The sequence below is a fragment of the Streptosporangium sp. H13245 genome, assembly GCF_055690525.1.
This window is the reverse complement of sequence record NZ_JBSZKT010000006.1, coordinates 288,336-310,950: the sequence shown is the minus strand read 5'-3', so window position 1 is coordinate 310,950 and position 22,615 is coordinate 288,336. Positions and strand designations below refer to the sequence as shown.

General features: G+C 71.7%; 20 protein-coding genes. 5 read left to right on the top strand and 15 right to left on the bottom strand.

Annotation, left to right across the window (positions count from 1 at the left end; translation table 11 throughout):
- Positions 1–1,244 (top strand): HAMP domain-containing sensor histidine kinase (locus tag ACW9TB_RS14425; protein WP_472748504.1); only part of this gene is annotated, 1,244 nt, incomplete at its 5' end.
- 309 nt (positions 1,245–1,553) lie between these two features.
- Positions 1,554–2,207 carry a TetR/AcrR family transcriptional regulator gene (locus ACW9TB_RS14420; RefSeq protein WP_472748503.1) on the top strand — a complete coding sequence of 218 codons (654 nt, stop codon included), beginning with the start codon at positions 1,554–1,556 and terminating at the stop codon, positions 2,205–2,207.
- 21 nt (positions 2,208–2,228) lie between these two features.
- Here ACW9TB_RS14420 and ACW9TB_RS14415 read toward each other — a convergent pair whose 3' ends face one another.
- The 5 genes from ACW9TB_RS14415 to ACW9TB_RS14395 all read right to left on the bottom strand — a co-directional run bounded on the left by ACW9TB_RS14415 (position 2,229) and on the right by ACW9TB_RS14395 (position 4,755).
- Positions 2,229–2,432: a hypothetical protein gene (locus ACW9TB_RS14415; RefSeq protein ID WP_472748502.1), complete on the bottom strand. Its 204-nt coding sequence runs from the start codon at positions 2,430–2,432 to the stop codon at positions 2,229–2,231.
- A 133-nt stretch (positions 2,433–2,565) separates the two neighbouring features.
- Positions 2,566–3,417, bottom strand: coding sequence for a helix-turn-helix domain-containing protein (locus ACW9TB_RS14410; RefSeq protein WP_472748501.1), 852 nt, complete (start codon positions 3,415–3,417; stop codon positions 2,566–2,568).
- Positions 3,418–3,552: 135 nt separating this feature from the next.
- Positions 3,553–3,777: a hypothetical protein gene (locus ACW9TB_RS14405; RefSeq protein ID WP_472748500.1), complete on the bottom strand. Its 225-nt coding sequence runs from the start codon at positions 3,775–3,777 to the stop codon at positions 3,553–3,555.
- 148 nt (positions 3,778–3,925) lie between these two features.
- Positions 3,926–4,369: a WD40 repeat domain-containing protein gene (locus ACW9TB_RS14400; RefSeq protein WP_472748499.1), complete on the bottom strand. Its 444-nt coding sequence runs from the start codon at positions 4,367–4,369 to the stop codon at positions 3,926–3,928.
- 35 nt (positions 4,370–4,404) lie between these two features.
- Positions 4,405–4,755, bottom strand: coding sequence for a MerR family transcriptional regulator (locus ACW9TB_RS14395; protein ID WP_472748498.1), 351 nt, complete (start codon positions 4,753–4,755; stop codon positions 4,405–4,407).
- Between the two features lie 126 nt (positions 4,756–4,881).
- Here ACW9TB_RS14395 and ACW9TB_RS14390 point away from each other — a divergent pair, with 126 nt between their 5' ends.
- Positions 4,882–5,799 carry an imine reductase family protein gene (locus ACW9TB_RS14390; RefSeq protein WP_472748497.1) on the top strand — a complete coding sequence of 306 codons (918 nt, stop codon included), beginning with the start codon at positions 4,882–4,884 and terminating at the stop codon, positions 5,797–5,799.
- A 402-nt stretch (positions 5,800–6,201) separates the two neighbouring features.
- On the opposite strand, the gene ACW9TB_RS14385 is transcribed toward ACW9TB_RS14390, so the two are convergent.
- The 5 genes from ACW9TB_RS14385 to ACW9TB_RS14365 form a co-directional block, all read right to left on the bottom strand.
- Positions 6,202–7,947, bottom strand: a complete 1,746-nt coding sequence (locus tag ACW9TB_RS14385; protein WP_472748496.1) for an acyclic terpene utilization AtuA family protein — start codon at positions 7,945–7,947, stop codon at positions 6,202–6,204.
- A 160-nt stretch (positions 7,948–8,107) separates the two neighbouring features.
- Positions 8,108–8,920, bottom strand: a complete 813-nt coding sequence (locus ACW9TB_RS14380) for an enoyl-CoA hydratase-related protein (RefSeq protein WP_472748495.1) — start codon at positions 8,918–8,920, stop codon at positions 8,108–8,110.
- A gap of 58 nt (positions 8,921–8,978) precedes the next feature.
- Positions 8,979–11,003 carry an acetyl/propionyl/methylcrotonyl-CoA carboxylase subunit alpha gene (locus ACW9TB_RS14375; RefSeq protein WP_472748494.1) on the bottom strand — a complete coding sequence of 675 codons (2,025 nt, stop codon included), beginning with the start codon at positions 11,001–11,003 and terminating at the stop codon, positions 8,979–8,981.
- Between the two features lie 9 nt (positions 11,004–11,012).
- On the bottom strand, positions 11,013–12,557 hold the full coding sequence (locus ACW9TB_RS14370; RefSeq protein ID WP_472748512.1) for an acyl-CoA carboxylase subunit beta: 1,545 nt from the start codon (positions 12,555–12,557) through the stop codon (positions 11,013–11,015).
- Positions 12,558–12,604: 47 nt separating this feature from the next.
- Positions 12,605–13,300, bottom strand: coding sequence for a TetR/AcrR family transcriptional regulator (locus ACW9TB_RS14365; protein WP_472748493.1), 696 nt, complete (start codon positions 13,298–13,300; stop codon positions 12,605–12,607).
- A gap of 158 nt (positions 13,301–13,458) precedes the next feature.
- Here ACW9TB_RS14365 and ACW9TB_RS14360 point away from each other — a divergent pair, with 158 nt between their 5' ends.
- On the top strand, positions 13,459–13,656 hold the full coding sequence (locus ACW9TB_RS14360; RefSeq protein WP_472748492.1) for a glycine zipper domain-containing protein: 198 nt from the start codon (positions 13,459–13,461) through the stop codon (positions 13,654–13,656).
- Between the two features lie 107 nt (positions 13,657–13,763).
- On the opposite strand, the gene ACW9TB_RS14355 is transcribed toward ACW9TB_RS14360, so the two are convergent.
- The 3 genes from ACW9TB_RS14355 to ACW9TB_RS14345 form a co-directional block, all read right to left on the bottom strand.
- Positions 13,764–14,930 (bottom strand): PrsW family intramembrane metalloprotease, encoded by a 1,167-nt coding sequence (locus ACW9TB_RS14355; RefSeq protein WP_472748491.1) that lies wholly within the window; start codon positions 14,928–14,930, stop codon positions 13,764–13,766.
- A gap of 205 nt (positions 14,931–15,135) precedes the next feature.
- Positions 15,136–15,363 (bottom strand): hypothetical protein, encoded by a 228-nt coding sequence (locus ACW9TB_RS14350; RefSeq protein WP_472748490.1) that lies wholly within the window; start codon positions 15,361–15,363, stop codon positions 15,136–15,138.
- A gap of 1,421 nt (positions 15,364–16,784) precedes the next feature.
- Positions 16,785–17,723, bottom strand: a complete 939-nt coding sequence (locus ACW9TB_RS14345) for a GlxA family transcriptional regulator (protein WP_472748489.1) — start codon at positions 17,721–17,723, stop codon at positions 16,785–16,787.
- Between the two features lie 86 nt (positions 17,724–17,809).
- Between ACW9TB_RS14345 and ACW9TB_RS14340 the strand changes: the two genes are divergently transcribed.
- Positions 17,810–19,033 (top strand): MFS transporter, encoded by a 1,224-nt coding sequence (locus ACW9TB_RS14340; RefSeq protein ID WP_472748488.1) that lies wholly within the window; start codon positions 17,810–17,812, stop codon positions 19,031–19,033.
- Positions 19,034–19,126: 93 nt separating this feature from the next.
- Here the strand turns inward: ACW9TB_RS14340 and ACW9TB_RS14335 are convergent, their stop codons facing one another.
- Together ACW9TB_RS14335 and ACW9TB_RS14330 are read right to left on the bottom strand one after the other, a co-directional pair.
- Complete coding sequence (locus ACW9TB_RS14335; protein WP_472748487.1) at positions 19,127–20,977, bottom strand: serine/threonine protein kinase; 1,851 nt, start codon at positions 20,975–20,977, stop codon at positions 19,127–19,129.
- A gap of 79 nt (positions 20,978–21,056) precedes the next feature.
- Complete coding sequence (locus tag ACW9TB_RS14330) at positions 21,057–22,418, bottom strand: FAD-binding oxidoreductase (RefSeq protein ID WP_472748486.1); 1,362 nt, start codon at positions 22,416–22,418, stop codon at positions 21,057–21,059.
- Positions 22,419–22,615: the final 197 nt, after the last annotated feature.

Here is a 22,615-nt window from a genome sequence, read left to right as displayed (position 1 = left end):
CGTACTGTCCGGGAGGGCCTCGGGGGGTGGGGGTCCCGGGGGGTCCGGGGGATCGGGGGGAGGCCATCGGCCGCCGCCCGCCGCCCCGGCTCCCGCCCATCCAGCTGCTCTACGCCGACGGCGGGAGGTGCGTGGCGGGCTCCACGCCCGTCAGGGTCACCCCGGCGGACCTGGCCCTGGCGCAGGGGCCCCCGGGCGGGCGGGCGTTCAGGGACGGCGTGACCGACGCGGGCGAGGAGGTCCGGGTGATGACGAAGAACGTCCGCCCCGGCATCGCGGTCATGGAGTCCCGCTCCCTGGAGGAGGTCCGGGTCACCCTCGCCACCCTCGCCTGGATCCTCGCGGGAGTCACCGCGCTCGGCGTGCTCGGCGCCGCCTCCGCCGGGCTGCTCGTCTCCCGTACGGCGCTGCGTCCCGTCGGCCGCCTGACCGAGGCCGTCGAGTACGTGGCCAGGACCGAGGACCTCGACACCAGGATCCCGGTCGAGGGCACCGACGAGATCGCCAGGCTCGGCGTCTCCTTCAACGCGATGACCACCGCGCTGGCCGGGTCCCGCGAGCGCCAGCGGCGGCTGATCGCCGACGCGGGCCACGAGCTGCGTACCCCGCTCACCAGCCTGCGCACCAACATCGACCTGCTGCTGCGCAGCGAGAACGCCGGGCGCCCCCTCGACGCCGCGCCCAAGCGCAGGCTGCTGACCAACCTCAAGGCCCAGTTCGAGGAGATGTCCACGCTCGTCGGGGACCTGCTCCAGCTCTCCCGTTCTGAGGACGAGCACGAGCCGCACGTCGAGGTCGCCTTCCACGACGCCGTGGAGGCGGCCGTGCGCAGGGCGCGGCCACGGGCCCCCGACATCTCGATCGAGGTGGAGCTGGGCCCCTGGTACCTGCGGGGTGACCAGGCCGCCCTGGAGCGGGCCGTGGTCAACCTGCTGGACAACGCGGTGAAGTTCTCGGCGGACCGGGCCGATCCGGTGGTCGTACGGCTCCGTGACGGCGAGCTGACCGTCAGGGACCACGGCCCCGGCATCCCTGGGGAGGAGCTGCCGTACGTGTTCGACCGGTTCTGGCGGTCGTCCTCGGCCCGCAGCATGCCCGGCTCGGGGCTGGGGCTGGCCATCGTGGCCAAGGCCGTACGCGACGCCGGGGGAGAGGTGAACCTGGAGAACGCCGCCGGGGGCGGCACCCTCGCCCGCGTCCGCCTGCCCGGCTCCCCCACCCGGTCTTCCACTCCCGGTACGTGAGCGGCGCTTTCCGGTGCCGTGGTGCATGATGACCGGCGGTCCCCAGGTGACCGGGCAGGTGACCGGGTGGGTGCGGGCCGGCTGCGCCGCCGTCGAGGTGTCGGAGTACGGCGGCTCCGCCGGCCGGTCCCTCTACCGCTGCGGCCGAGCCCGTCACCGCGACGGCGACCGCCGGGGACGTCCCCGCGCCCCCGGCGGCCGGTCCGCACGGTGACCGGATACGGCCGGTGAGACAGCCGCGAACCTATTGACTGATCGGCCAATCAGGAGTAGTGAGGCGGTGGCCCCGCGCTGCTGTAGTCTTGCGCCGTGCACAGCGGAGGAGGAGCGCGCAGCAGCCGCGCCGACCAGGCCGACCAGCGCCGAGCGGAGCTCCTTGAAGCCGCCAGGCGAGTCGTGCTGGAGCGCGGGCTGGCCAGCACCCGCGTCGCCGACATCGCCAAGGCGACGAACGTGAGCGGCGGGCTGATCCACTACCATTTCGCCACCAAGGACGATCTCATCACCGAGATGCTCCGCAGCACCAGCGACTCCGAGATCCAGCGGCTGAGGGAGATCGTCGCGGGCCCCGGCACCGCCCTCCAGCTGCTCGACCGCGTCCTGCGCTTCTACATCCCGGCCTCCCGGTCCGACCAGAGCTGGATCCTCTGGGTCGACGCCTGGGCCGTCGGGGTGCGCGAGGAGCACGTTCGTACCATCCTGCTGGAGCTTGAGGGCGCCTGGATCGAGATCCTCAGCCAGGTGATCTCCGACGGCGTGGCCTCGGGCGAGTTCAGCTGCGACGACCCGCTGGGCTCGGCCGAGCGGATCGACGGCATGCTCGACGGCCTCGTGGTCCGGTACACCCTGCACACCGGCAACATGTCGCGGAGCCGGATGCTTCACCACGCCAGGGTCGCCGCCGCCCGCGAGGTCGGCCTCGACCTCTCCGACTTCCCCGACGAGCCGGCCGACGGCTCCTGAGGGCGGGGGCCGGGAGGGCCGTCAGACCCGGGGGGTGGGCATGGCGGCGAGGAGGAAGGCGAGCCGGGCCGCGGCGTCGTCGATGTTCTCGCTGGTGCCGAGCCGGTAGCCCCACGACGTGATGAAGCCGCCGTCCTGGGCGCAGGTCACGGTCTCGGCCAGGGTGTTGCTGAAACGGTTGCGGACGTACACGTACGCGGGGTCGCCGAACGAGATCCGCTGCACGGAAAGGTCGGCGTGCAGCCGTATAGCGGTAACGAATCTCTCCAGACAAGACAGCGTGTCCAGCATCGTGAGTCACCTCCGTCTCGACAGAGAATTGCACGATCTTGGGATGCTAATCAAGCAATTGCGGTGTTTAGTCCGCCGATTGTCGGGAGAAATCGCTGAGTACTCGGACGATCACCGACCGGGCGTCCTCCCCGAAGGCCGCGACCTCGCGGAGTTCCTCGAAGGTCCGCGCGTAGAAGGCGACGTCCTCCGGGTCGCGCAGGAGCAGGTCCCTCGTCCTGGTCGGCACCGCCACGTGGTCCTCGTCGTACACCCAGAAGCCGTTGAGCAGCGCCGAGGGCAGGGGCGCCTCGAAGGGGATCACGCCGAACTCCACGTTGGGCAGCGCGGTCACCGCCAGTAACCGGTCGAGCTGACCGCGCATCACGTCCAGCGGGGCCAGCCGGTAGCGCAGGGCCGCCTCGGGCATGACGAACCTGAACCGCTTGCTCTGGTCGTAGAGGATGTCCTGGCGCTGCATGCGCACCCGGATGGCCGCGTCGATCTCGTCGGGCGCCCGGTAGAGGCGCTTGATCCGGGTGAAGATGCTCCGGGCGTACTCGGTGGTCTGCAGCAGCCCGATGACCACGCCGGGCTCGAAGACCCGCAGCAGGGTCGTCCGCGCCTCCACGTCGCGGATGTCCTCCTGGAGGGCGGCCAGCCCGCCGCGCTGCCGCTGCCGCCAGGAGTCCTGGCGGTCCAGGAGGCCCGAGGCCCGCTCCACCAGCTCCCCGACGATCTCGGGGGAGGCGTCCACGGCCCGCGCCCACTGGGTGACGTCGTCCTCGGTGACGGTCTGGCGGGCGTTCTCGATCCGGGAGACCTTGGACGCCTGCCATCTCAGCCGCTCGGCCAGCTCCTTGCCCGACAGGTGGGCGGCCTCCCGCAGGTGCCGCAGCCGCACGCCGAGTTCGGTCCTGGCCTGCTGGAACCCGTTCACACGATCTCCTCGGCCGTTCGCGCGGGCGGTGTGCCCCGGCTGTCGTCCGCCCGTTCTCTCCGCGTGCTCACGTCGCCTCCCGCATGGTGCGCACGACGCTAGACCCGGGCATGTGGATCAAACCAGAGAGCACTCCTAATCGTGACCAATATTTACAGAAAGTACGTGGCGTGCGATGTCTGCGAGAAGCTCACGCGGTACCTCGACGGCGGTTTCGCCGTCCAGGACGTGGCGCAGATCGGCCAGCGCCTCCGCGTCGGTCACCCGGAGACCCTGCACCACGATGGTCCCGCGGTCGGTCTCGTAGAGGGAGGGACAGGCCCCCGCCTCGGAGGTGGAGCCAAGAAACCGGAGACGCATAACTGAGTCCTTCCCCGAACCACACTTGTGAAGCAATTGCGTGCAATCCTAGATTTCGGAAGGTTGCATGAAGGTTTCAGTCCGGTGGGCGCATATTCCGCCCGTTTCACCGCATGCCATATGGACGTCCGGGCGCGGGCGAACAGGGTCAGCGCGGTGGCGTGGGGCAGACGTCCCGGAACTCCTCGTCCGGCAGATGCCTGCTCCACTCCTCGCGGGAAAGTGACCGCCCGGCGTTGCGGCACACCTGTTCCGGCAGGCCGGATGCGCCCGGCACGTTCCACACCCGCATGGTCCTGTCGTAGCCGCCGGTCACCAGACGTGTCCCGTCGGGGCTGAAGCCCACCGTCGACACGGTCGTGGCGTGTGTGAACGCCCCGCCGATCTGCCGTCGGCTCTCGATGTCCCGCAGTCGCGCCGAGGCGTCGGTTCCCAGGGTGGCGACCGCCCGGCCGTCCGGCGTGAACACGCGGGCCTGCTCTCCTCCGGCGGCCAGAACCGATTCGGCCTGTCGCTGGATCTCGTTCTCGATCTCCGCTCGGGCCGGGGTACGGCCGTCGACGCGTAGTCTGTCGACGGCGGCTTCGATCACAACGGTGACAGTCGGCCGCGGGGCCGCGACGGCTATCAGCGGGTCGCGGCAATGATCGCGTCGAGGATGCCCCGCGCGGTCTGCAGTTCTTCGATGGTCTTACTGATCCGGTCACGTTCGCGGTGGAGGTCGGACAGCAGCGCCGGACACGCTGCGGCCAGCCCGTCGGTCTCGTCCACGGTGCACGGCAGGACGTCGGCGATCGTGGCAGTGGTGAGACCCGCGGCCAGCAGAGTTCGAATGCGCCTCACCCGTGTGATGTCGTCGTGGTCGTACTCCCGATAACCGCTCGGATGCCGGAAAGGGCGCAGGAGGCCCTGTTCCTCGTAATAGCGCAGGAGCCGTTGGCTGACGCCGGTCAGCCGTGACAGCTCTCCGATTCGCATATTGCTCTTCCTCTTGACTCTCTCATCGATGTGAGGGTTTAGCTTAACCGCGAACCAGCGGTGGAGCCACTGGACAGGGCTCAGCCGCACCGGACGGCGAGTGACGATCCACGAGCGGGAGAAGAGATGAGCGAGACTCGGCGACAGCAATGCGCACCGGTGACAGTGATCGGCCTGAATTCCCGGGGTGCGGCTCTGGCACGAGCGTTGGCGGCGGTCGGCGACACCGTGACGGTATGGGACGAACCGCACCGTGCGGCCGAGGCAGGCAGGATTCAAGGGGCGGTCCCGGCTCCGTCGTTGGAGGCGGCGGTCACCGCGGCCCCCCTTGTCGTGCTGTGCGTCGAAGACGGCGAAGCCGCCGTGCGCGTCCTGCGGCAGGCAGGGCGGAGACTCGCCGCCTGTGACGTGGTCAACCTGACTTCGGGCACGAGCGAGCACGCTCGGCGGGCCGCCGCCGAGGTGGCCGAGAACGGCGGCGGCTACTTGGACGGCGCTTTGATGGGCCACCCTGAGCACGTCGGGAACCGCGACACGGTGCTGGTGTACAGCGGTTCAGCACAGGTGTTCAGCCGCCACGAGCCCACGCTCGCTCACCTGGGCGGCGCCACATACCTGGGGGCCGACGCCGGTACGGCGGCGCTCTACGACGTGGCGATGCTGAACTTCGCCTGGGCGACGCTGATCGGCTTCCTGCAGACCGCGACCTTGCTGAGCACGGCTCACGTCAAGGCCACCACGGCGGCGCCGCTGCTGACGCACTGGTTGTCGACGACCGTCGCCGATGTCATCACCGACTACGCGCGGCAGGTCGACGATCGTGAGTACCCGGGAGATGAGGAATGGCTGGAGTTGGACGCACCGCTCATGGACCATCTCATCGACGCCACGAGGGAACGCGGCCTGAACGCCGAACTGCCCGAACTCATCCGGTCCCTGACGCGCAAAGGCATCGACACGGGCCACGGCAAGGACAGCTTCGCGAGCCTGGTAGAGGTGATGCGCGGCCCCGGCGAGCGGGCGAATCGACGAACGAATCACTGAGTGCCGTGAACGAAGCGATCGCCTGGGCCACATGCGCGGGTTGGATCGGGCGAGTCGCCGTCCCATGGTCGTCCGCCGTTACCGTCCACCCAGGTCGGCCAGGGCATCAGCGGCTCGATGGCCTGCCATTCGGCGTCACCACTGTTGTTACCGGAAGATCGCTATGCGTAGAGGGCGTTCGTCCGCATCGCCTCACACTCGCAAGACGTGCCTGCGATCAGTTTGTTCACGGGCACTAAGGCCCTTAAGGCGTGGAAATCGGGAATGCCCGCCACCTGTTAGGAGTGGCGACCGGGGAGGAATTGGGCTTGTTGTCCAATTCTTCGTCGTGTGCCCCTGAGGTCGCGGGTCACAAGGGGGCTTACGCCGGAAACACCGCCGAATCCGGCGGAGGTACGGCCGTCAGAGGAGACGTCGCGGGATGTCGGCGAGCTGGGCGCGGAGCTCCTCGCCGAGAGCCTTGGCCTGTGCGTCGAGGCGGGGGCTGGCGGCCACGCCCCGGCCGAGGAGGCCGTGCACGACGAAGTTGAGGGCGAGCAGGTTGGGCAGCTCGAAGCGCTCGACCTCCAGCCCGGCGGTGAACGGCAGGAGCTCCGCCAGACGTTCGACCGTCAGATAGCCCTCCAGCCACCGGAACCGATCCGCCGTACGGACCCAGAGACCCAGGTTGGCGTTGCCGCCCTTGTCACCCGAGCGGGCGCCCACGATCGTGCCCAGCGCGACCCGCGCGGTCTCTCCCCCGTCGTCGCCGTCCTGTACGTCCCGCCGGGGCTCCTCCGGGGTGCCGCCTGACGGCTCGGAGGCGGGCGGGGGCGTCCACGACGCGTCCGGTACGTGGTCGAGCTCGCGGAGCTCACGGCCGTCGAGCCAGACGCGGGCTTTCACCGTCTCCGCCGGGACGAGCGTCGGCCAGTAGACCCCGTACGGGGAGGCGTCCCCGGGAGGGGTGAGGCCGTAGAAGCCGGGATAGCTCGCCAGGCCGGTCTCCACCACGGCCGAGGAGAAGGCGCGTCCCGCCCTCCGCCGGTCGGCGTCCATCACGGTGACGCGCAGCAGGGCCGTCCCGGCGAACGACACGTACGGAGTGGGCGGGCCGAGGGGGGTGAGGTCCACGTGGACCTCGTCGAACGACTCCTTCGGCACCCGCGACCAGATGGCCTCCTCCGCGAGCCGGGCCTTGGCCTCGATGTCCAGGCCGGTCAGGACGAGCGTCATGGTGTTGCGGTAGCCCGCCAGGTAGTTGACGGCGACCTTGAGCGTGTCCGGAGGCGCCTCGCCGCGCACCCCCGAGACGCGGACCCGGTCCGGGCCCTCCTGCTCCAGCCGGATCGTGTCGAAGCGCGCGACCACGTCGGGACCGAGGTAGCGGGGCGACCCGATCTCGTACAGCAGCTGCGCGGTGACCGTGCCCACCGAGACCAGCCCCCCGGTCCCCGGGTGCTTGGTGACCACGCTGGAGCCGTCGGCCTCCAGCTCCACCAGCGGGAACCCGCAGCGCGCCGGGTCGGGCACCTCGCCGAAGAACGCGTAGTTGCCGCCGGTCGCCTGGCAGCCGCACTCGATGACATGCCCGGCGACCACCGAACCGGCCAGCGCGTCGAGGTCGCCGGGCCCCCAGCCGTACCGCCAGATTCCCGGCCCGGTGACCAGCGCGGCGTCCGTGACGCGGCCGGTCACCACCACGTCCGCGCCCGCCGACAGGGCGGCGGCGATCGGGCGTCCCCCCAGGTAGGCGTTGGCGGTCAGGGCGGGCGCGGGCAGCGGCTCACCGGTGTCGGCGTTGGGGGCGTCACCCAGGTCGCGGCCGGTGAGGTCGTCGCCGGTGACGTGGGCGACCCGCACCGGCAGCCCGAGGCGCCCCGCCAGCTCGGCCACCGCCTCGGCGCACCCGGCCGGGTCCAGTCCGCCCGCGTTGGAGACGATTCTGACGCCCCGTTCCAGGCAGGTCCCGAGGACCTCCTCCAGCTGCCTCAGGAAGGTCGGCGCGTAGCCGGGGCGGCCCTTCAGCCGGTTCCCGGCCAGGATCAGCATGGTCAGCTCGGCGAGCCAGTCGCCGGTGAGCACGTCGATCGGGCCGCCCTCCACCATCTCCCTGGCGGCCGACAGCCGGTCACCGTAGAAACCGGAACAGTTCGCGACGCGCAACATCAGCCCTCCCCGGGCCATGACATTCCGGACAGGCCGCCGCGTGCCGGGAGGACCGGCAGGTGAGCCGCGAGGACCGGCCCGCGCGGCGCGGCCCCGCCACGTGCCCCCGGTCCGCCGTACGGCATCGGCTCGCCTTCGTCTCCCGGTCCGCCGTACGGCATCAGCGCGTCTCCGGTGCGGGGATCCATGACGCCGGACGCTTCTCCATGAAGGCGGCGATCCCCTCCTGCCCCTCGGCGGAGGTGAAGCGCCGCGCGGACAGCTCGGCCATCTGGCGCATGCCCTCCTCGACGCTCAGCTCGGGCACGGTCCGCACCAGCTGCTTGGTGAGGGCGAGCGCCTCGGGGCCGCCGCGCAGCAGCATGCCGGTGTAGTGGGCGACCGTCGCGTCCAGCTCCTCCTCGGGCACGGCGCGGGTGAGCAGCCCGATCTCCGTGGCGCGGGCGGCGTCGAACGTCTCGCCGGTGAGCAGGTACTCGGCGGCGGCGCGCGGGCCGAGCCGCCGCAGCACGGTCACCGAGATCATCGCGGGCACCACGCCGAGCCGCACCTCGCTGAACGCGAACGACGCCGAGTCGGGGGCGATCGCGAAGTCGCAGGCCGCCACCAGGCCGATCCCCCCGGCCCGCGCCGTACCGTTCAGCCTGCAGACGACCGGCTTCGGGCTCTCCCAGATCAGGCTCATGATCTCCGGGAACGACGCGGTCACCGGCGCCTCGTGCGCGTCACCCGGCGCGACCCGCTGCTCCTTCAGGTCGGCGCCCGCGCAGAACACGGGCCCGGTCCCGGTGAGCACGATCACCCGGACGCTCTCCTCGGCCAGCGCCCAGTTGAGCCGGTCCTCCAGGTCGCCCAGCAGCCGCACCGACAGCGCGTTGCGGTTGCGGGGGGAGTCGAGGGTGATCGTCGCCACCCCGCCGGACACCTCCCTGCGCACCAGGCGTTCCACCGGCCAGCCCCCGTCGGTCTTCATCTCGGTCCTTCCATCCTCAAAACCCCTCCCCGGCCCCTGGGGGACCCCGGGGGGAAGGTCACGTCCGCTCCTCGATCACGGCCAGCACGGCCCCCGCCTCGACCTGGCGGCCCGGCGTCACGTTCACCGCCGCCACCGTGCCCGGCGCGGGCGCGGCGATCCGGTGCTCCATCTTCATGGCTTCGAGCACCACGACCACCTGCCCCGCCCCGACGGCCTCGCCGGGTTCGACGTCGACCCGCAGCACCGTACCGGGCATGGGCGCCACCAGGGAGCCGGGCCGCACGTGTTCCACCGGTTCCGGCAGGCGGGCCAGCGGGGTGAGCCGTACGGAACCGAGGGGGGAGTCCACGTGCGTCACGCCGTCGTAGCGGGCGACGGCGAACCGGTGCCGCACGCCCGAGGTCTCCAGCACCACGAGCGAGGGCGTCGCGCCGACCAGGACCGTATCGGGAAACCCCTCGGCCCGCAGGCCGTCCCTGGTGATCCGGTACGAGATCTCCGCCTCCGCGAAGGCGGCGCGTTGCGGCTGGGACACCACGTTGCGCCATCCGCTCGGCAGTCCGGCCTGCACGGTCGCCGCCGCCCGGTTCGCCGCCGCGCCCGCGAGCGCGGCGGCGAGCGCGGACAGGCGCACGAGCCCCGGCCGTCCCGGTGAACCGGTGTCCTCCCGGCCGGTCGCCGGGGACCCGGTGAGCCCGTGTTCCTCCAGGAATCCGGTGTGGGTGTCCCCGGCCAGGAACGCCGGGTGGCGCAGGACCTCGACGAGCAGGTCCCGGTTGGTGACGAGGCCGTGGATCCTCGCGCCCGCCAGCGCGGTCGCCAGCCTGCGCACGGCGTCGGGACGGCTCGCGCCGTACGCGACGACCTTGGCGAGCATCGGGTCGTAGTGGACGCCGATCTCCGAGCCGTCCTCGACGCCGGAGTCCAGCCGCAGGCCGTACCGCCCGCCCGGTACGGGCGCGAAGCGGGAGTCCACGCCGGAGACCTCGAAGCGGCGCAGGACGCCGCTCTGCGGAAGCCAGTCGCGGGCCGGGTCCTCGGCGTAGAGGCGCACCTCGACGGCGTGCCCGGACGGCTCGGGCGGCGACGCGGGGAGCCGGGCGCCCTCGGCGATCCGCAGCTGCCACCCGACGAGGTCGAGACCGTAGACGCACTCGGTCACCGGGTGCTCCACCTGCAGGCGGGTGTTCATCTCCAGGAAGGCGACCGTCTCGTCCTTGACGAGGAACTCGACGGTCCCGGCGCCGACGTACCCGATGGCCCGCGCGGCCGTGACCGCCGCGTCGAGCAGCCGCGCCCGCACCCGCGCGGGGATGGCCGGGGACGGGGTCTCCTCGACCACCTTCTGGTGCCGTCGCTGGATCGAGCACTCCCGCTCGCCCAGCGCCCAGACCGTCCCGTGCCCGTCGGCGAGGATCTGCACCTCGATGTGCCGGGCGCCCTCCAGCAGGGGTTCGACGAACACCGTGCCGTCCCCGAACGCCGACGCGGCCTCCCCGCGCGCCGACTCGACCGCCTCCTCCAGGTCGCCGGTGAGCCGTACGACGCGCATCCCGCGCCCGCCGCCACCGGCCGACGCCTTCACCAGCAGGGGGAGGGCCTCGCCCACCGGGCCGAACACGGCGTCCAGGTCGCCCGCCGAGTAACCGGGTCCCGCGACGAAGCCCGGAAGCACCGGGACCCCCGCCCCGGCCATCAGCGCCTTCGCCTCGATCTTGGAGCCCATCGCGGCGACGGCCTCGGCCGGGGGGCCGACCCAGGTCAGCCCGGCGTCCCGCACGGCCCGCGCGAAGGCGGCGTTCTCCGACAGGAAGCCGTACCCGGGATGGACCGCGTCGGCCCCCGTCACGCGGGCCGCCTCGACGATCCGCTCCACCGACAGGTAGGTGTCGGCGGGCCGTACCCCGTCCAGCCGTACGGCGTGGTCGGCCTCGGCCACGTGCGGCGCGTCCGCGTCGGCGTCGGAGAAGACCGCGACGGTCTCGACGCCGAGGTCGCGGCAGGTACGGAAGACGCGGCGGGCGATCTCACCACGGTTGGCGACGAGCAGGCGGCGGATCGGCGATACGTTCGCGGGCATGGTCACGGGTCACATCCGGAAGACGCCGAAGCCCGAGGGCTCCGGGACGGCGGCGTTGCCGGTGGCGTCGCTGACAACCGACAGGCACAGGCCCAGGACCGTCCGGGTGTCGCGGGGGTCGATCACACCGTCGTCGTAGAGGCGGCCCGACAGGAAGAACGGCAGCGACTCGGCCTCGATCTGCGCCTCGACCAGCTGCCGCATCGCCGCGTCGCCCTCCTCGTCGTAGACCTGCCCCCGGGCCTGGGCCGCGGCCCGGCCGACGATGGACAGCACCCCGGCGAGCTGGGCGGGCCCCATGACGGCCGACTTGGCGCTGGGCCAGCTGAACAGGAAACGGGGATCGTAGGCCCTGCCGCACATGCCGTAGTTGCCCGCGCCGTACGAGGCGCCCATCACGATCGTGATGTGCGGGACGGACGAGTTGGACACCGCGTTGATCATCATGGCGCCGTGCTTGATGATGCCGCCCTGCTCGTAGTCCTTGCCGACCATGTAGCCGGTGGTGTTCTGCAGGAAGACCAGCGGGACGCGGGCCCGGTCGGCGAGCTGGATGAACTGCGCCGCCTTCTGCGCCTCCTCGCTGAACAGCACGCCCCGGGCGTTGGCCAGGATCCCGACCGGGTGGCCGTGCAGGCGGGCCCACCCGGTCACCAGGCTCCCGCCGTACAGGGGCTTGAACTCGTCGAACTCGCTGCCGTCCACCACCCGTACGATCACCTCGCGCGGGTCGAACGGGATCCTCAGATCCTCCGGCACGATGCCCAGCAGCTCGTCCTCGTCGTACAGCGGGTCGCGCACGGCGCCGGGGGAGCGGCCGGGCCCGCGCCGGTTCAGGCTCCTGACGATCCGGCGCCCGATCCGCAGCGCGTCGTACTCGTCGGCGGCCAGGTGGTCGGCCAGGCCGCTGACGCGGGCGTGCATCTCGGCGCCGCCCAGCGACTCGTCGTCGGACTCCTCGCCGGTGGCCATCCTGACCAGCGGCGGCCCCCCGAGGAAGACCTTCGCGCGCTCCTTGACCATGACCACGTGGTCGCTCATCCCCGGCACGTACGCCCCACCGGCCGTGGAGTTGCCGAAGACCAGGGCGACGGTGGGGATCCCGGCCGCCGACATGCGGGTCAGGTCGCGGAAGATCCGGCCGCCGGGGATGAAGATCTCCTTCTGGGTCGGCAGGTCGGCCCCGCCCGACTCCACCAGGTTGATCAGCGGCAGCCGGTTCTCGAAGGCGATGTCGGCCGCCCTGAGCGTCTTGCGCATCGTCCACGGGTTGGACGAGCCGCCCCGCACGGTCGGGTCGTTGGCGACGAGCACGCACTCGACGCCCTCGACGACCCCGATCCCGGTGACCACGCTCGCCCCCACGGGGAAGTCGCTGCCCCAGGCCGCCAGCGGCGAGAGCTCCAGGAACGCCGAGTCGGGATCGACGAGCAGCTCGATCCGCTCCCTGGCCAGGAGCTTGCCCCGGGCGCGGTGCCGGTCGACGTACTTCGCTCCGCCACCCGCCACCGCCCTGGCCTGCTCGGCGTCGAGCTCGGCCAGCTTGGCGAGCATCGCCTCGCGCCGCGCCAGGTAGTCGTCCCCTGAGGTGTCCAGACGGCTCACGACCCCGCTCCCCTGGTTGCTCCCTTGGTTGACGTGGACGTCATGTCGGGGACCCGGCTCGCCGGTATCTGACCCCATGACGGAGCCGGTGTCAGGCCGATGGCGCGGGCCCAGAGTGTGGAGAGCGTCGCGACGGCGGTCCGCTCGTCGGCGTGCTCGCCGAGGTCCAGCCAGACGTGGGCGAAGTGCTCGACCATCCCGCCCAGCATCACGGCGGTGAGCCGGGGGTCCAGCGACGGGTCGGCGAGCCCCTGCTCCTGCAGGCGCCGCAACCCCTCCGCGCCCCGCCGTACGAAGACCTCGCGCAGTTCGAGCAGGAGGCCGCGGAAGCCCTCGTCGGTGACCGCGACCTGCTCCAGCATCCGTACCAGCCGGGAGTTGGCGGCCCACGCGCGCAGGTAGAGCAGGTTGGCGGCCTCGATGCGGGCGTACGGGTCGCCGGGGGCGGCGGGCCCGACCACGCTGGCGGTGAACATCTCGCCCACCACGGTCGCCGCCACCTCCCGGAACAGCTCCTCGCGCGAGCCGAAGTAGGTGTAGAAGGTGCCGTGCGAGACCCCGGCACGGGCGCAGACGTCGTCCACGCGCACGGCGTCGTACCCCCGCTCCTCGAACGCCTCCCGCCCGGCCTGGACGAGCGTCGCCCGCGTGCGCCGACCCCGGCTGCCCAGCACCTCAGACTTGACGATCACGTCAAGTACGGTAGCCCACAACCGGTGCTCCCGCCAGGGACGCGTGCACCCCGGCCCGCGATACGGCCTGAAGGCCATAGGTTTTGAAGATGGCCGATATCCCGAGATGTCGGCCCGGGTGAGCGCATGTTCCACAGAAGCGGGGGAAGCGGCAGCACATGGACGATAAATCAGACGACGCGTCGAAGGCCGCCACCGGACTCTCCCTGGGCATCGCCGTCGGCGTCGCCATCGGTGCCGGACTGGGAGTGGTGCTCGGCAACCTTGCTCTGGGCGTCGGCATCGGGATCGCCGTCGGCGTCGGCCTGGGAGTGGCCTTCACGAACAGCAGGAAGAAGCGCGGGGACGAGGGGTGAACGACCTCCGGTACGCGCCGGGCAGCGTGCGAGCCGGACCGCTCACCCGCTGACCGGCGCGTACCGGAAAGAGAAACGTGCGTGCCGGACGAAGCGCGTACGCGGCCCTACGCGGGCTGAGGCTGTGACGGGGAACGCGGCGCGAAGCCCTCCCGCGACCGCGCCATGACCGCCAGCAGGGCGTCGCGCTCGGCGGCGAGTTCTCCGGGGTCGGCGCCGTCGCGCTCGGCGCGCTGGTGCAGCATGACCAGCTCGGTAGCGGCCTGCTGGTAGTCGGACATCGCGCCGCCCGCCCCGATCCCCCTGGCCCACCGGCGGGCCTGCCTGCGGGTGCCCAGCGAGCCGAGCATGCCGATGTCGTACGGCGTGACCAGGCCGGTCGGCAGGTAGGCGGGCAGATACACGCCCATCATGGCCACCAGCCGCCGCCGCTCCCGTACGGTGACGACGACGAGCGCGCAGATGACGACCAGCTCCAGGAGGTAGGCGGCCCCGAGGGCGGGAAGCGATTCCAGCGCGGAGGACCCGTTCCACAGGCCGTGCAGGAGCACCGCGCCGAGATAGCCCAGCGGGACGGCGAGGAAGGCGCCCCTGCGGCGCGCGGTGACCGCGTAGGCGACACCGAGCCCGATCATCGAGGTGAAGAGGGGATGCCCGAGCGGCGAGACCAGCCCCCGCAGCACGAAGAGGCCCACCGCCCCCTCCGCGCCCGTCTCGGTGAACGCGGCGGAGTAGTAGATCATGTTCTCCACGGCCGCGAACCCCAGGCCGACCATGGACGCGTAGATGATGCCGTCGGTCGGGCCGTCGATCTCGCGTCTGCACCGCCAGATCAGCCACAGGAGCGCGGCGCCCTTGAGCGCCTCCTCGACCACCGGGGCCACCGCCACCAGGGCCACGGTCTCCGCGGTCCGCGCGCCCACGTCGAAGGCCCGCTGTATCACCACCGTGCCGCCCAGTTCCAGGACGACGCCCAGCACCACCGCGATACCGGCGCCCCAGGCGAACGCGAAGAGCAGGTTCAGCCGGGGCTCGGGCTCCAGCCGGTCGAGCGCGAGCACGGCGGCCAGCAGGATCGGCAGCGGTGCCAGCCCCAGGGCGAACGAGACGCCGAAACCGGTCGGGCCCCCGTTCCCCAGGACGATGCCCATGGCGATCAGGACACAGATCCCGGAGACCGCGAGGGCGGCGATCAGCCCCCTGCCCGGTCTCGGCGGCAGAACCCGCGGCCGTCCCCCCTGACCCGGCGGGACGGCCGCCTCGTGTATGTCCATCGCTGTCGGTCTCCTCGTGGTCGCTTCCTGGTGAGGAGCACCACGGTCCCCCGAACCGGTTAACGCCCGCTTGCAATCCGTGAGACGACCGGCCACGCGGTGGCGAGGCCGGTCAGGTCGCGGGCGTTTTCGGTGGTGGCCGCCGACATGGGGTGACCGGGGTGACCGGTCGGAAAGCCGAGGAGTTCCGGTGGCTCGGAACGCGTCAGGAGAGAGGCAGACAGGTCGCGTGCGACTGGATGGTCACATCGGCCAGGAGAGCGCTGCCGGCCACGACGTTCCAGGTGTTGCCGACCTGGAAGCTCTCCCGCACGAAGGCGTTGCCGATTCCGTCGATGTCGTAACCGCCACCGGTGATGGTGGATCCGACCGGGCAGGTGGCCACCGTGGTCGCGATCCCGATCAGCGGTACGGACACGGCTGGCCCGGTCACGTCGAAGGTGGGCGACGGCACTCCGGCGGGACCGGCCGGGCCGGCGGGGCCGGTGGGGCCGGTGGCTCCGGTCGCTCCGGTGGCTCCCGCCGGTCCGGGTGCGCCGGGTGCGCCCGCCGCTCCCGTCGCGCCGGTCGCTCCGGGCGGTCCCGCGGCTCCCGGGTCACCGGCGGGGCCGGTCGGTCCCGGGGCTCCGGTGGCTCCCGCCGGTCCGGGTGCTCCGGTGGATCCGGTGGCTCCCGTGGGCCCGATAGGTCCGGCCGGTCCCGTGGCTCCGGCCGGTCCCGCGGGTCCCGTGGCGCCGTCGGCGCCTGCCGGTCCGATGGGACCGACCGGTCCCACGGCTCCCGCCGGTCCCACGGCTCCCGCCGGTCCTGCGGGTCCCGCGGGTCCCGTGGCGCCGTCGGCGCCTGCCGGTCCCGCAGGTCCCGCCGGTCCCGCCGGTCCTGTGGCGCCGTCGGCGCCTGCCGGTCCGATGGGTCCTGCCGGTCCCACCGCGCCTGCCGGTCCGATGGGACCGACCGGTCCCACGGCTCCCGCCGGTCCTGCGGGGCCTGCGGGTCCCGTGGCTCCGTCGGCGCCCGCCGGTCCGGCCGGTCCCGCGGCTCCCGCGGGTCCGATGGGGCCGACCGGTCCCACCGCTCCCGCCGGTCCTGCCGGTCCGGGTGCTCCCGCGGGGCCGACCGATCCGCGGGGGCCGGGCAGCCCGATTCCCGGCAGCCCGTCCTCGCCGTCCACGCCGTCACGGCCGTCGTGGCACCCGCAGCGCCTCCTGCCGCCATCGCCGTCGCTCCGCGCGACGGCTCCCATCGCACGGATACGCGAATGGCCGGACCTGCGATCGGACCTACCGGTGGCCTTGCGGGCCGGGGCGGCCTCCTTGGCGACGGTCCGCGCCTTGAGAAGCAGGGTCGACGTGGTGTCAGAGGCGGCGCTGGCCGGGGTCTGGCAGGAAAGCGCCAGGATGGCGCCGATTGCTGTTGCTGCGACGGACCAATTTCGAGCACGTTTGCCGGAATTATTGGTCGAAGTCCGTCTTCTACCGCTAGAAATCATCTTATTCCATGTCTTTTGTGATTCAAGGGAATCGGATTGCCTAAACCGCAACAGTGGCGGCAAGCAGGAGTTACCCGATGATCGACACGGCAAAGCGTCATTCCTATTAACAAGGTTTAAATGGATTCGTCAACGACGGAAATATGTCCTGATTGCTCAGCGTATTTCGCTTCTGTGTGCTCGGGGGTTTCCTCTTCCTGGCGATGGGCGCCGACCGGCAGGCTGAAATTCATCACGTAAATAAAGGTATTTCACGGTAATTATGGCCAGATAGTGGTGAGTGAGAATCAGGGTGCAGCCTGTGGGACGGCCTGCCGTAGCCGCCGTCGAACCGCGCCGGGCCCGCAGGTGCCGCCGGGCGCCGGTCAGCGGAAGGAGCGCCGGTAGGCGGCCGGGGTGGTGTTCAGCGCGTTGTGGAAGCGGCGGCGCAGGTTGACCGCCGAGGACAGGCCGACGCGCTGGGCGATCGTCTCCACCGGGAGGTCGGTCTCCTCCAGCAGGGCGCGGGTTCCGGCGATGCGCCGGTCGAGTAGCCAGCGGCCGGGGGAGATGCCGAGTTGCTCGGTGAAGTGGCGGCTGAGGGTGCGCGCCGACATTCCCGACCGGGTCGCCATGTCCTCCAGGGTGAGCGGCCGGTCGAGGTTGGCGGTTATCCAGTCGAGGAGCGGGGCGAGGGAGTCGGGGACCGGCCCGGTCGTCGGCAGCGCCGGGTACTGGCGCTGGCGGCCCTCCCGGTGCGGGGCCGCCGACAGCTGGCGGCCGATCCGCATGGCGAGGGCCGCGCCGTGGTCGCGCCTGACCTGGTTGAGGCACAGGTCGACGGTGGTGGCCGTGGCACCCGCCGTCGCGACGTCGCCGTGGTCGACGTACAGGACGGTCGCGTCGGCGCGGACCCTCGGGTAGCGCCGCCCCAGCTCGTGGGTGAGCTCCCAGTGGGCCGCGGCGGCGCGGCCGTCCAACAGGCCCAGGCCCGCCGGGACGTGGACGCCCGAGCAGATGCCGACGATCCGCGCGCCGCGGCCGTGGGCGGCCAGGACCGTCGCGCCGAGCTCGGCGGAGAAGTCCGGCCCGGGGCACCAGCCCGCGATGAGGATCGTGTCGGCCTCCGCCAGGGCCTCCAGGCCGTCGTGGACGACGATGTCGGCGCCCAGCGTGGTCGGGATCGGGCCGGGCCGCTCGGCGCAGAGCCGGAAGTCGTAGAGCCGGGGGATGTCGGGGCCGTGGTAGCCGAACACGGCGGACGCGCAGGTCACCGGGTACATCTCCTGGATGGGGCCGACCAGGGCGACCACGCGATGCCTCATGGCAAGAATGTACCCATTAATGGCATTCAGGACGTCTGACTGGATGTGCGCTGATGTCCAGAATGAGTGGTCATGGAGTTCGTCACATGACCGCGATCATCGACCGTGAGGATGCCTCACGCGTCCCGCACACGCTCTGGACCAGGGATTTCTCCTTCTATTTCGCGGCCAGGGTGGTGTCGCTGCTGGGCGACGCCATGATGCCGGTCGCGACGGCGCTCGCGGTCGGGGCCGTCTACGGGGTCTCGGGCGTGGGGTACGTTCTCGCCGTCTGGACGGCGCCCTTCGTGCTGTTCGTGCTGTTCGGCGGGGTCTTCTCCGACCGGTTCGGCGCACGCGCCATGATGGTCGGCGCGGACCTGGTGCGGATCGTCACCCAGGGCGTGCTCGCCGTCGCGTTCCTCACCGGCACCCCGCCGCTGTGGCTGCTGATCGTCGCCTCCGCGCTGGCCGGTACGGCCGCCGCGATGTTCCAGCCCGGCGTGAACGGCATGGTCCCGCTGGTCGCGAAGGATCCCCAGCGGGCCAACGGCACCCTCAAGATCGCTGACGCGGCCACCCAGCTCGGTGGCCCGGTCCTGGCCGGAGTGCTGATGGCGCTGACCGGAGCGGGCGCCGTCTACGCCCTCGACGCGGCCACCTTCCTGGTCAGCGGCCTCTGTCTCGCCCTGATCAGGCTCGCCCCCGCCGCCGGGGCCGGGGAGTCCTCGACGGTCCTGCTCGATTTGCGGCGCGGCTGGGTGGAGTTCCGCTCCCGCAGCTGGATGTGGTCGGTGATCCTGGTCTGGGTCTTCTTCGGCATGTTCGTCTTCGGCCCCTACATCCCGCTCGGCTCCCGGCTGATCGGCGACCGCCTGGGCGAGGCCGCCTACGGGTGGGCGATGGCCGCCCTCGGCGCGGGTACCGTACTCGGCGGCCTGGTCGCGATCCGCTTCCGCCCCGGCCGCCCCCTGGCCGCGGGCGGCCTCGCCCTGACCGGGTTCACCTGCATCCCGCTGTCGGTCGCCCTGGAGCTCCCGCTTCTCCCGTTGATGGCGGGCCATCTGCTCGGCGGCGCCTCCTGGGCGTTCTGGTCGGTGATGTGGTCGACGAGCGTCCAGACGCAGGTGGCCCCGGACGTCCTCAACCGGGTGACCGCCTACGAGGTCGCGGGCTCGGTCTCGGGCGTGGCCGTGGGCCAGGCCCTCGTCGGCCCGGTCTCCTCGGTCGTCGAACCCCGGGACCTGCTGTTCGTCTCGACCGGCGTCACCGCCGCCGTCTGCGCGGCCCTCCTGCTCATCCCGCCGATCCGCCGCCTGCGCCGGGTCTGACGTGCGCGCTCAGGCGTCCGGTCCCCGCCTTCGCCGGGCTCCGGAACGGCGGCGGAGCATGGAAACCGGCGAACGCCGAGAAGACCCCTGAGATCAGCCGCAGTGGCTCCAGCCGCTCTTCCAGGACAGGGAACCGTGCGAGCCGCCCCAGATCACACACTTCTTGACGGCGGGGAGTCGTACGGGGCCCGCGTAGGCGGTGAAGCTACCGGGGTTGCCTCCGCTGGAGCCGCCCTTCACCTGGAGGGTGGCGCTCATCGCGATCTTGGCGGGGATCACGTATTTGGACATGGTGACGACGCAGTTCTTGCCCTCGCCGGTGTTGTAGAGAAGGTAGACGGTCGCCACGCTGCCCAGGGCCCTGGATTCGACCACCTTGTAGCCGCTTCCGCAGACGCCGGTGGCGGTGTAGGGGTTGGGCTTCTGGGCGGTCGGCCTGGGGGTGGGCTTCACCGTCGGTTTCGCCGTGGTGGGCTTGGAGGTCGGCTTCGGGGACGACGAGGGCTTGGGGGTGGTGCTCGGCCGAGGCGAGGTCGTCGGCTTCGCGGACGGGGTCGGCTTGCCGGTGGTGGCCGTCGGGCTGGGAGTCCGCGAGGGGGAGGCGCTGGGCTTCCGCGTCGGCTTCTCCGTGGCGGGGTCCGGATTCTCGGCCGGCCGGGAGGACGGCTGCGGCTGCGAGGTGCGCCGGGACGGGTGAGGCGTGATCGAGGAGACCGTCTCCTCCTCCGAGGCGGTCTCCAGGGGGTGGGGAGACTCCTCCAGGACGTCGGGGACGAGCGTCGGCTCCTGGTCCGCGGCCTCCGACACGGCGGGGGTCACCGCCGGTCGCGCCGCCGAGGCCTTCTCGTCGCCCTGGAGAAGCACCACGGCTCCGGCGGCCACGCCGAGCGCGGCCACGACCGCCACCCCGGTGAGCAGGAGCCCCACGGGCCGGGGTGCCTTCCTCGTGCCGGGCTCCTGGCCGCTCTGCCCAGGTCCGGCCTGGCCAGGTACGCCTGGCCTGCCCGCCGATGGTCTGGTCTGACCCTGTAGCCCGGCGTCCCGCGCGGTCATCCCAGCTACGGGTGCGGGACCGGGTATGGAACCGGGCGCGGGGCCGAAGAGGGGGAGGGCGGTCGGGCGCGGGACCGGGGCGGTGGGGCCCGCGCCCATCAGGTGGCTGACGAGCTGTTCGGCGCTGGGACGCAGAGCCGGGTCCTTGGACAGGCAGGCCGCGATCAGGTTGCGCAGCGGCCCCTCCAGCGTGCCGAGTTCCGGCTGCGCGTTCAGGATCCGGTTGATCACGACGGCGATGGAGTCCTGGCCGAACGCGGGCGTACCGGTCGCGGCGAAGACCATCGTGACGCCCCAGGCGAACACGTCGGCCGCGGGCGTCACCTCGCCGGAGCCGAGCTGCTCGGGCGCGAGGTAGGACGGGGTCCCCATCGCCACCCCGGTCGCCGTCATCCCCGGCGAGTCCAGCGCCCTGGCGATGCCGAAGTCGATCACCACCGGGCCCTCGGGGCCCATCAGCACGTTGGCGGGCTTGAAGTCGCGGTGCAGGATGCCCGCGCGGTGGATCGCCGCCAGGGCGGTGGCCGTACTGACGGCGAGACGTTCCAGGGAGGCGCCGCGCCGGGGTCCCTCCCGGTCGACCAGCAGGCGCAGGGACGGCCCCGGGACGTACTCGCTCACGATGTACGGGCGGCTCCCGGCGAGGTCGGCGTGCAGGACGGCCGCGGTGCAGAACCTGGCCACCCGCTGCGCGACCGACACCTCGCGCAGGAAGCGGGCCCTGGCCTCGGGATCGCCGACCAGCCCGTGGTGCAGGAGCTTGACGGCGACCTGCTCGCCCTCGGGCCCCCGCCCGAGGTAGACGATCCCCTGTCCACCCTCGCCGAGCCGTCCGATCAGCTCGAACGAGCCCAGCCTCGGTGGATCCTCCTCGCTGAGCGGTTCTGTCACGACGTTCCCCCGAACAAACCCCGAAAAATGGTTTATGTGCTGCAGAACGCTACCAGCGCGAACAATGCCGGAGGTCCGCTCAGATGGCCTTGCCGGGGTTGAGGATGCCGAGGGGGTCGAAGACCCGCTTGATCCCGTGGTGGATCTCCTCGGTGACCGGCCCGGTCTCCAGCGCCAGCCAGCGCCGCTTCAGCAGCCCGACACCGTGCTCGCCGGTGAGCGTGCCCCCCACCTCCAGGGTCTCCCTGAAGAGCTCGTCGGCCGCCGCCCACACGTTCGGCGGCGGCTCGGTCAGGGCGTGGTCGAAGATGAAGACCGGGTGCAGGTTGCCGTCGCCCGCGTGGGCGACCGTGGTGATCAGCACGTCGTGCCTGACCGCGATCGCCTCGATCTTCTCGATCATGTGCGGCAGCAGGGAGCGCGGGACGCACACGTCCTCCACCAGGCACTTGCCCAGCCGCTCCTTGGCCTGGTACGCCATCCGCCGGACCCCGATCAGCTCCTCGGCCTCCTGCGCCGACGACGACACCGCCACGAAGGCCGCGCCGTTGGCGGTGCAGAGCTCGGCCATGCGCTCGGAGACGGCGGGGCCGTCCACCGCGTCCGACTGCGCGATCAGCATCGCCCGGGTCGACTCCTCCAGCCCGATGTTCCGCCAGTCGTCGATGGCCTTGAGCGTGTTGCGGTCGAGCATCTCCATCAGCGACGGCTGGCATCCGGCCGCGATGATCGCCGAGACGGCGGCGGCGGCGGCCCCGAGGGAGGTGAACTCGGCCGCGATCGTCGCCGGGTAGACCGACGGGGCCCTGCGCAGCCGTACCGTCGCCGCGGTGATGACCCCGAGCGTCCCCTCGGAGCCGACGAACAGCCCGGTCAGGTCGTACCCCGTCACGCCCTTCACGGTACGCCTGCCGGTGTTGATCACCCGCCCGTCCGCGAGCACGACCTCCAGGCCCATCGTCGAGTCACGGGTCACGCCGTACTTCACGCACCGCAGGCCGCCCGCGTTGGTGGCCAGGTTGCCGCCGATGGTGGAGATCTCGTACGAGGAGGGGTCGGGGGCGTACATCAGCCCGTGCTCGCGGGCGGCCCGGTCCAGGTCGGCGGTGATGACGCCCGGCTCGACCACGGCCATCTCGTCGGCGGGGGACAGCTCCCTGATGGCCGCCATCCTGTGCAGCGCCAGCACGACGCATCCCTCGACGGCGGTCGCCCCGCCCGCCAGGCCGGTCCCGGCTCCCCTGGGCACCACGGGCACCCGGTGCGCGGTGGCCCATCTCATCACGGCGACCACGTCGTCCCTGGTGTGCGCCAGCACCACGGCGAGCGGGCTGCCCGGCTCCAGAAAGGTCCGGTCCCGTGCGTAGGAGTCGGTCACGTCGGGGTCGGTCAGCACCTTCTCCGGTGCGAGCGCGGCGACGAGTTCGGAGATAGCGGTCACACGTTGGACTGTACGGCCTGCCCCAGGATGCTCCCTCCGGACGGCCCGCGTCGCCTCCTCGGACGGCACGGGACGCCCCCTCGGGGGGAGCGGCGTGGCCATCCGGACATCCAATATGCCCCCTACGGACAAAAGGTATTTTATTGCAGTTTCGCAACATCATTTGGTCACTTGACTCTCGCTTTACCTTCTCGTCT

What these genes read in the sequence shown, in the direction of transcription:
- ACW9TB_RS14405 (WP_472748500.1), bottom strand. Translation starts at nt 3,777, where the DNA reads ATGCGTCTCCGGTTTCTTGGCTCCACCTCCGAGGCGGGGGCCTGTCCC.
- ACW9TB_RS14395 (WP_472748498.1), bottom strand. Translation starts at nt 4,755, where the DNA reads ATGCGAATCGGAGAGCTGTCACGGCTGACCGGCGTCAGCCAACGGCTC.
- ACW9TB_RS14375 (WP_472748494.1), bottom strand. Translation starts at nt 11,003, where the DNA reads ATGCCCGCGAACGTATCGCCGATCCGCCGCCTGCTCGTCGCCAACCGT.
- ACW9TB_RS14360 (WP_472748492.1), top strand. Translation starts at nt 13,459, where the DNA reads ATGGACGATAAATCAGACGACGCGTCGAAGGCCGCCACCGGACTCTCC.
- ACW9TB_RS14345 (WP_472748489.1), bottom strand. Translation starts at nt 17,723, where the DNA reads ATGAGGCATCGCGTGGTCGCCCTGGTCGGCCCCATCCAGGAGATGTAC.
- ACW9TB_RS14380 (WP_472748495.1), bottom strand. Translation starts at nt 8,920, where the DNA reads ATGAAGACCGACGGGGGCTGGCCGGTGGAACGCCTGGTGCGCAGGGAG.
- ACW9TB_RS14390 (WP_472748497.1), top strand. Translation starts at nt 4,882, where the DNA reads ATGAGCGAGACTCGGCGACAGCAATGCGCACCGGTGACAGTGATCGGC.
- ACW9TB_RS14385 (WP_472748496.1), bottom strand. Translation starts at nt 7,947, where the DNA reads ATGTTGCGCGTCGCGAACTGTTCCGGTTTCTACGGTGACCGGCTGTCG.
- ACW9TB_RS14370 (WP_472748512.1), bottom strand. Translation starts at nt 12,557, where the DNA reads ATGCTCGCCAAGCTGGCCGAGCTCGACGCCGAGCAGGCCAGGGCGGTG.
- ACW9TB_RS14355 (WP_472748491.1), bottom strand. Translation starts at nt 14,930, where the DNA reads ATGGACATACACGAGGCGGCCGTCCCGCCGGGTCAGGGGGGACGGCCG.
- ACW9TB_RS14340 (WP_472748488.1), top strand. Translation starts at nt 17,810, where the DNA reads ATGACCGCGATCATCGACCGTGAGGATGCCTCACGCGTCCCGCACACG.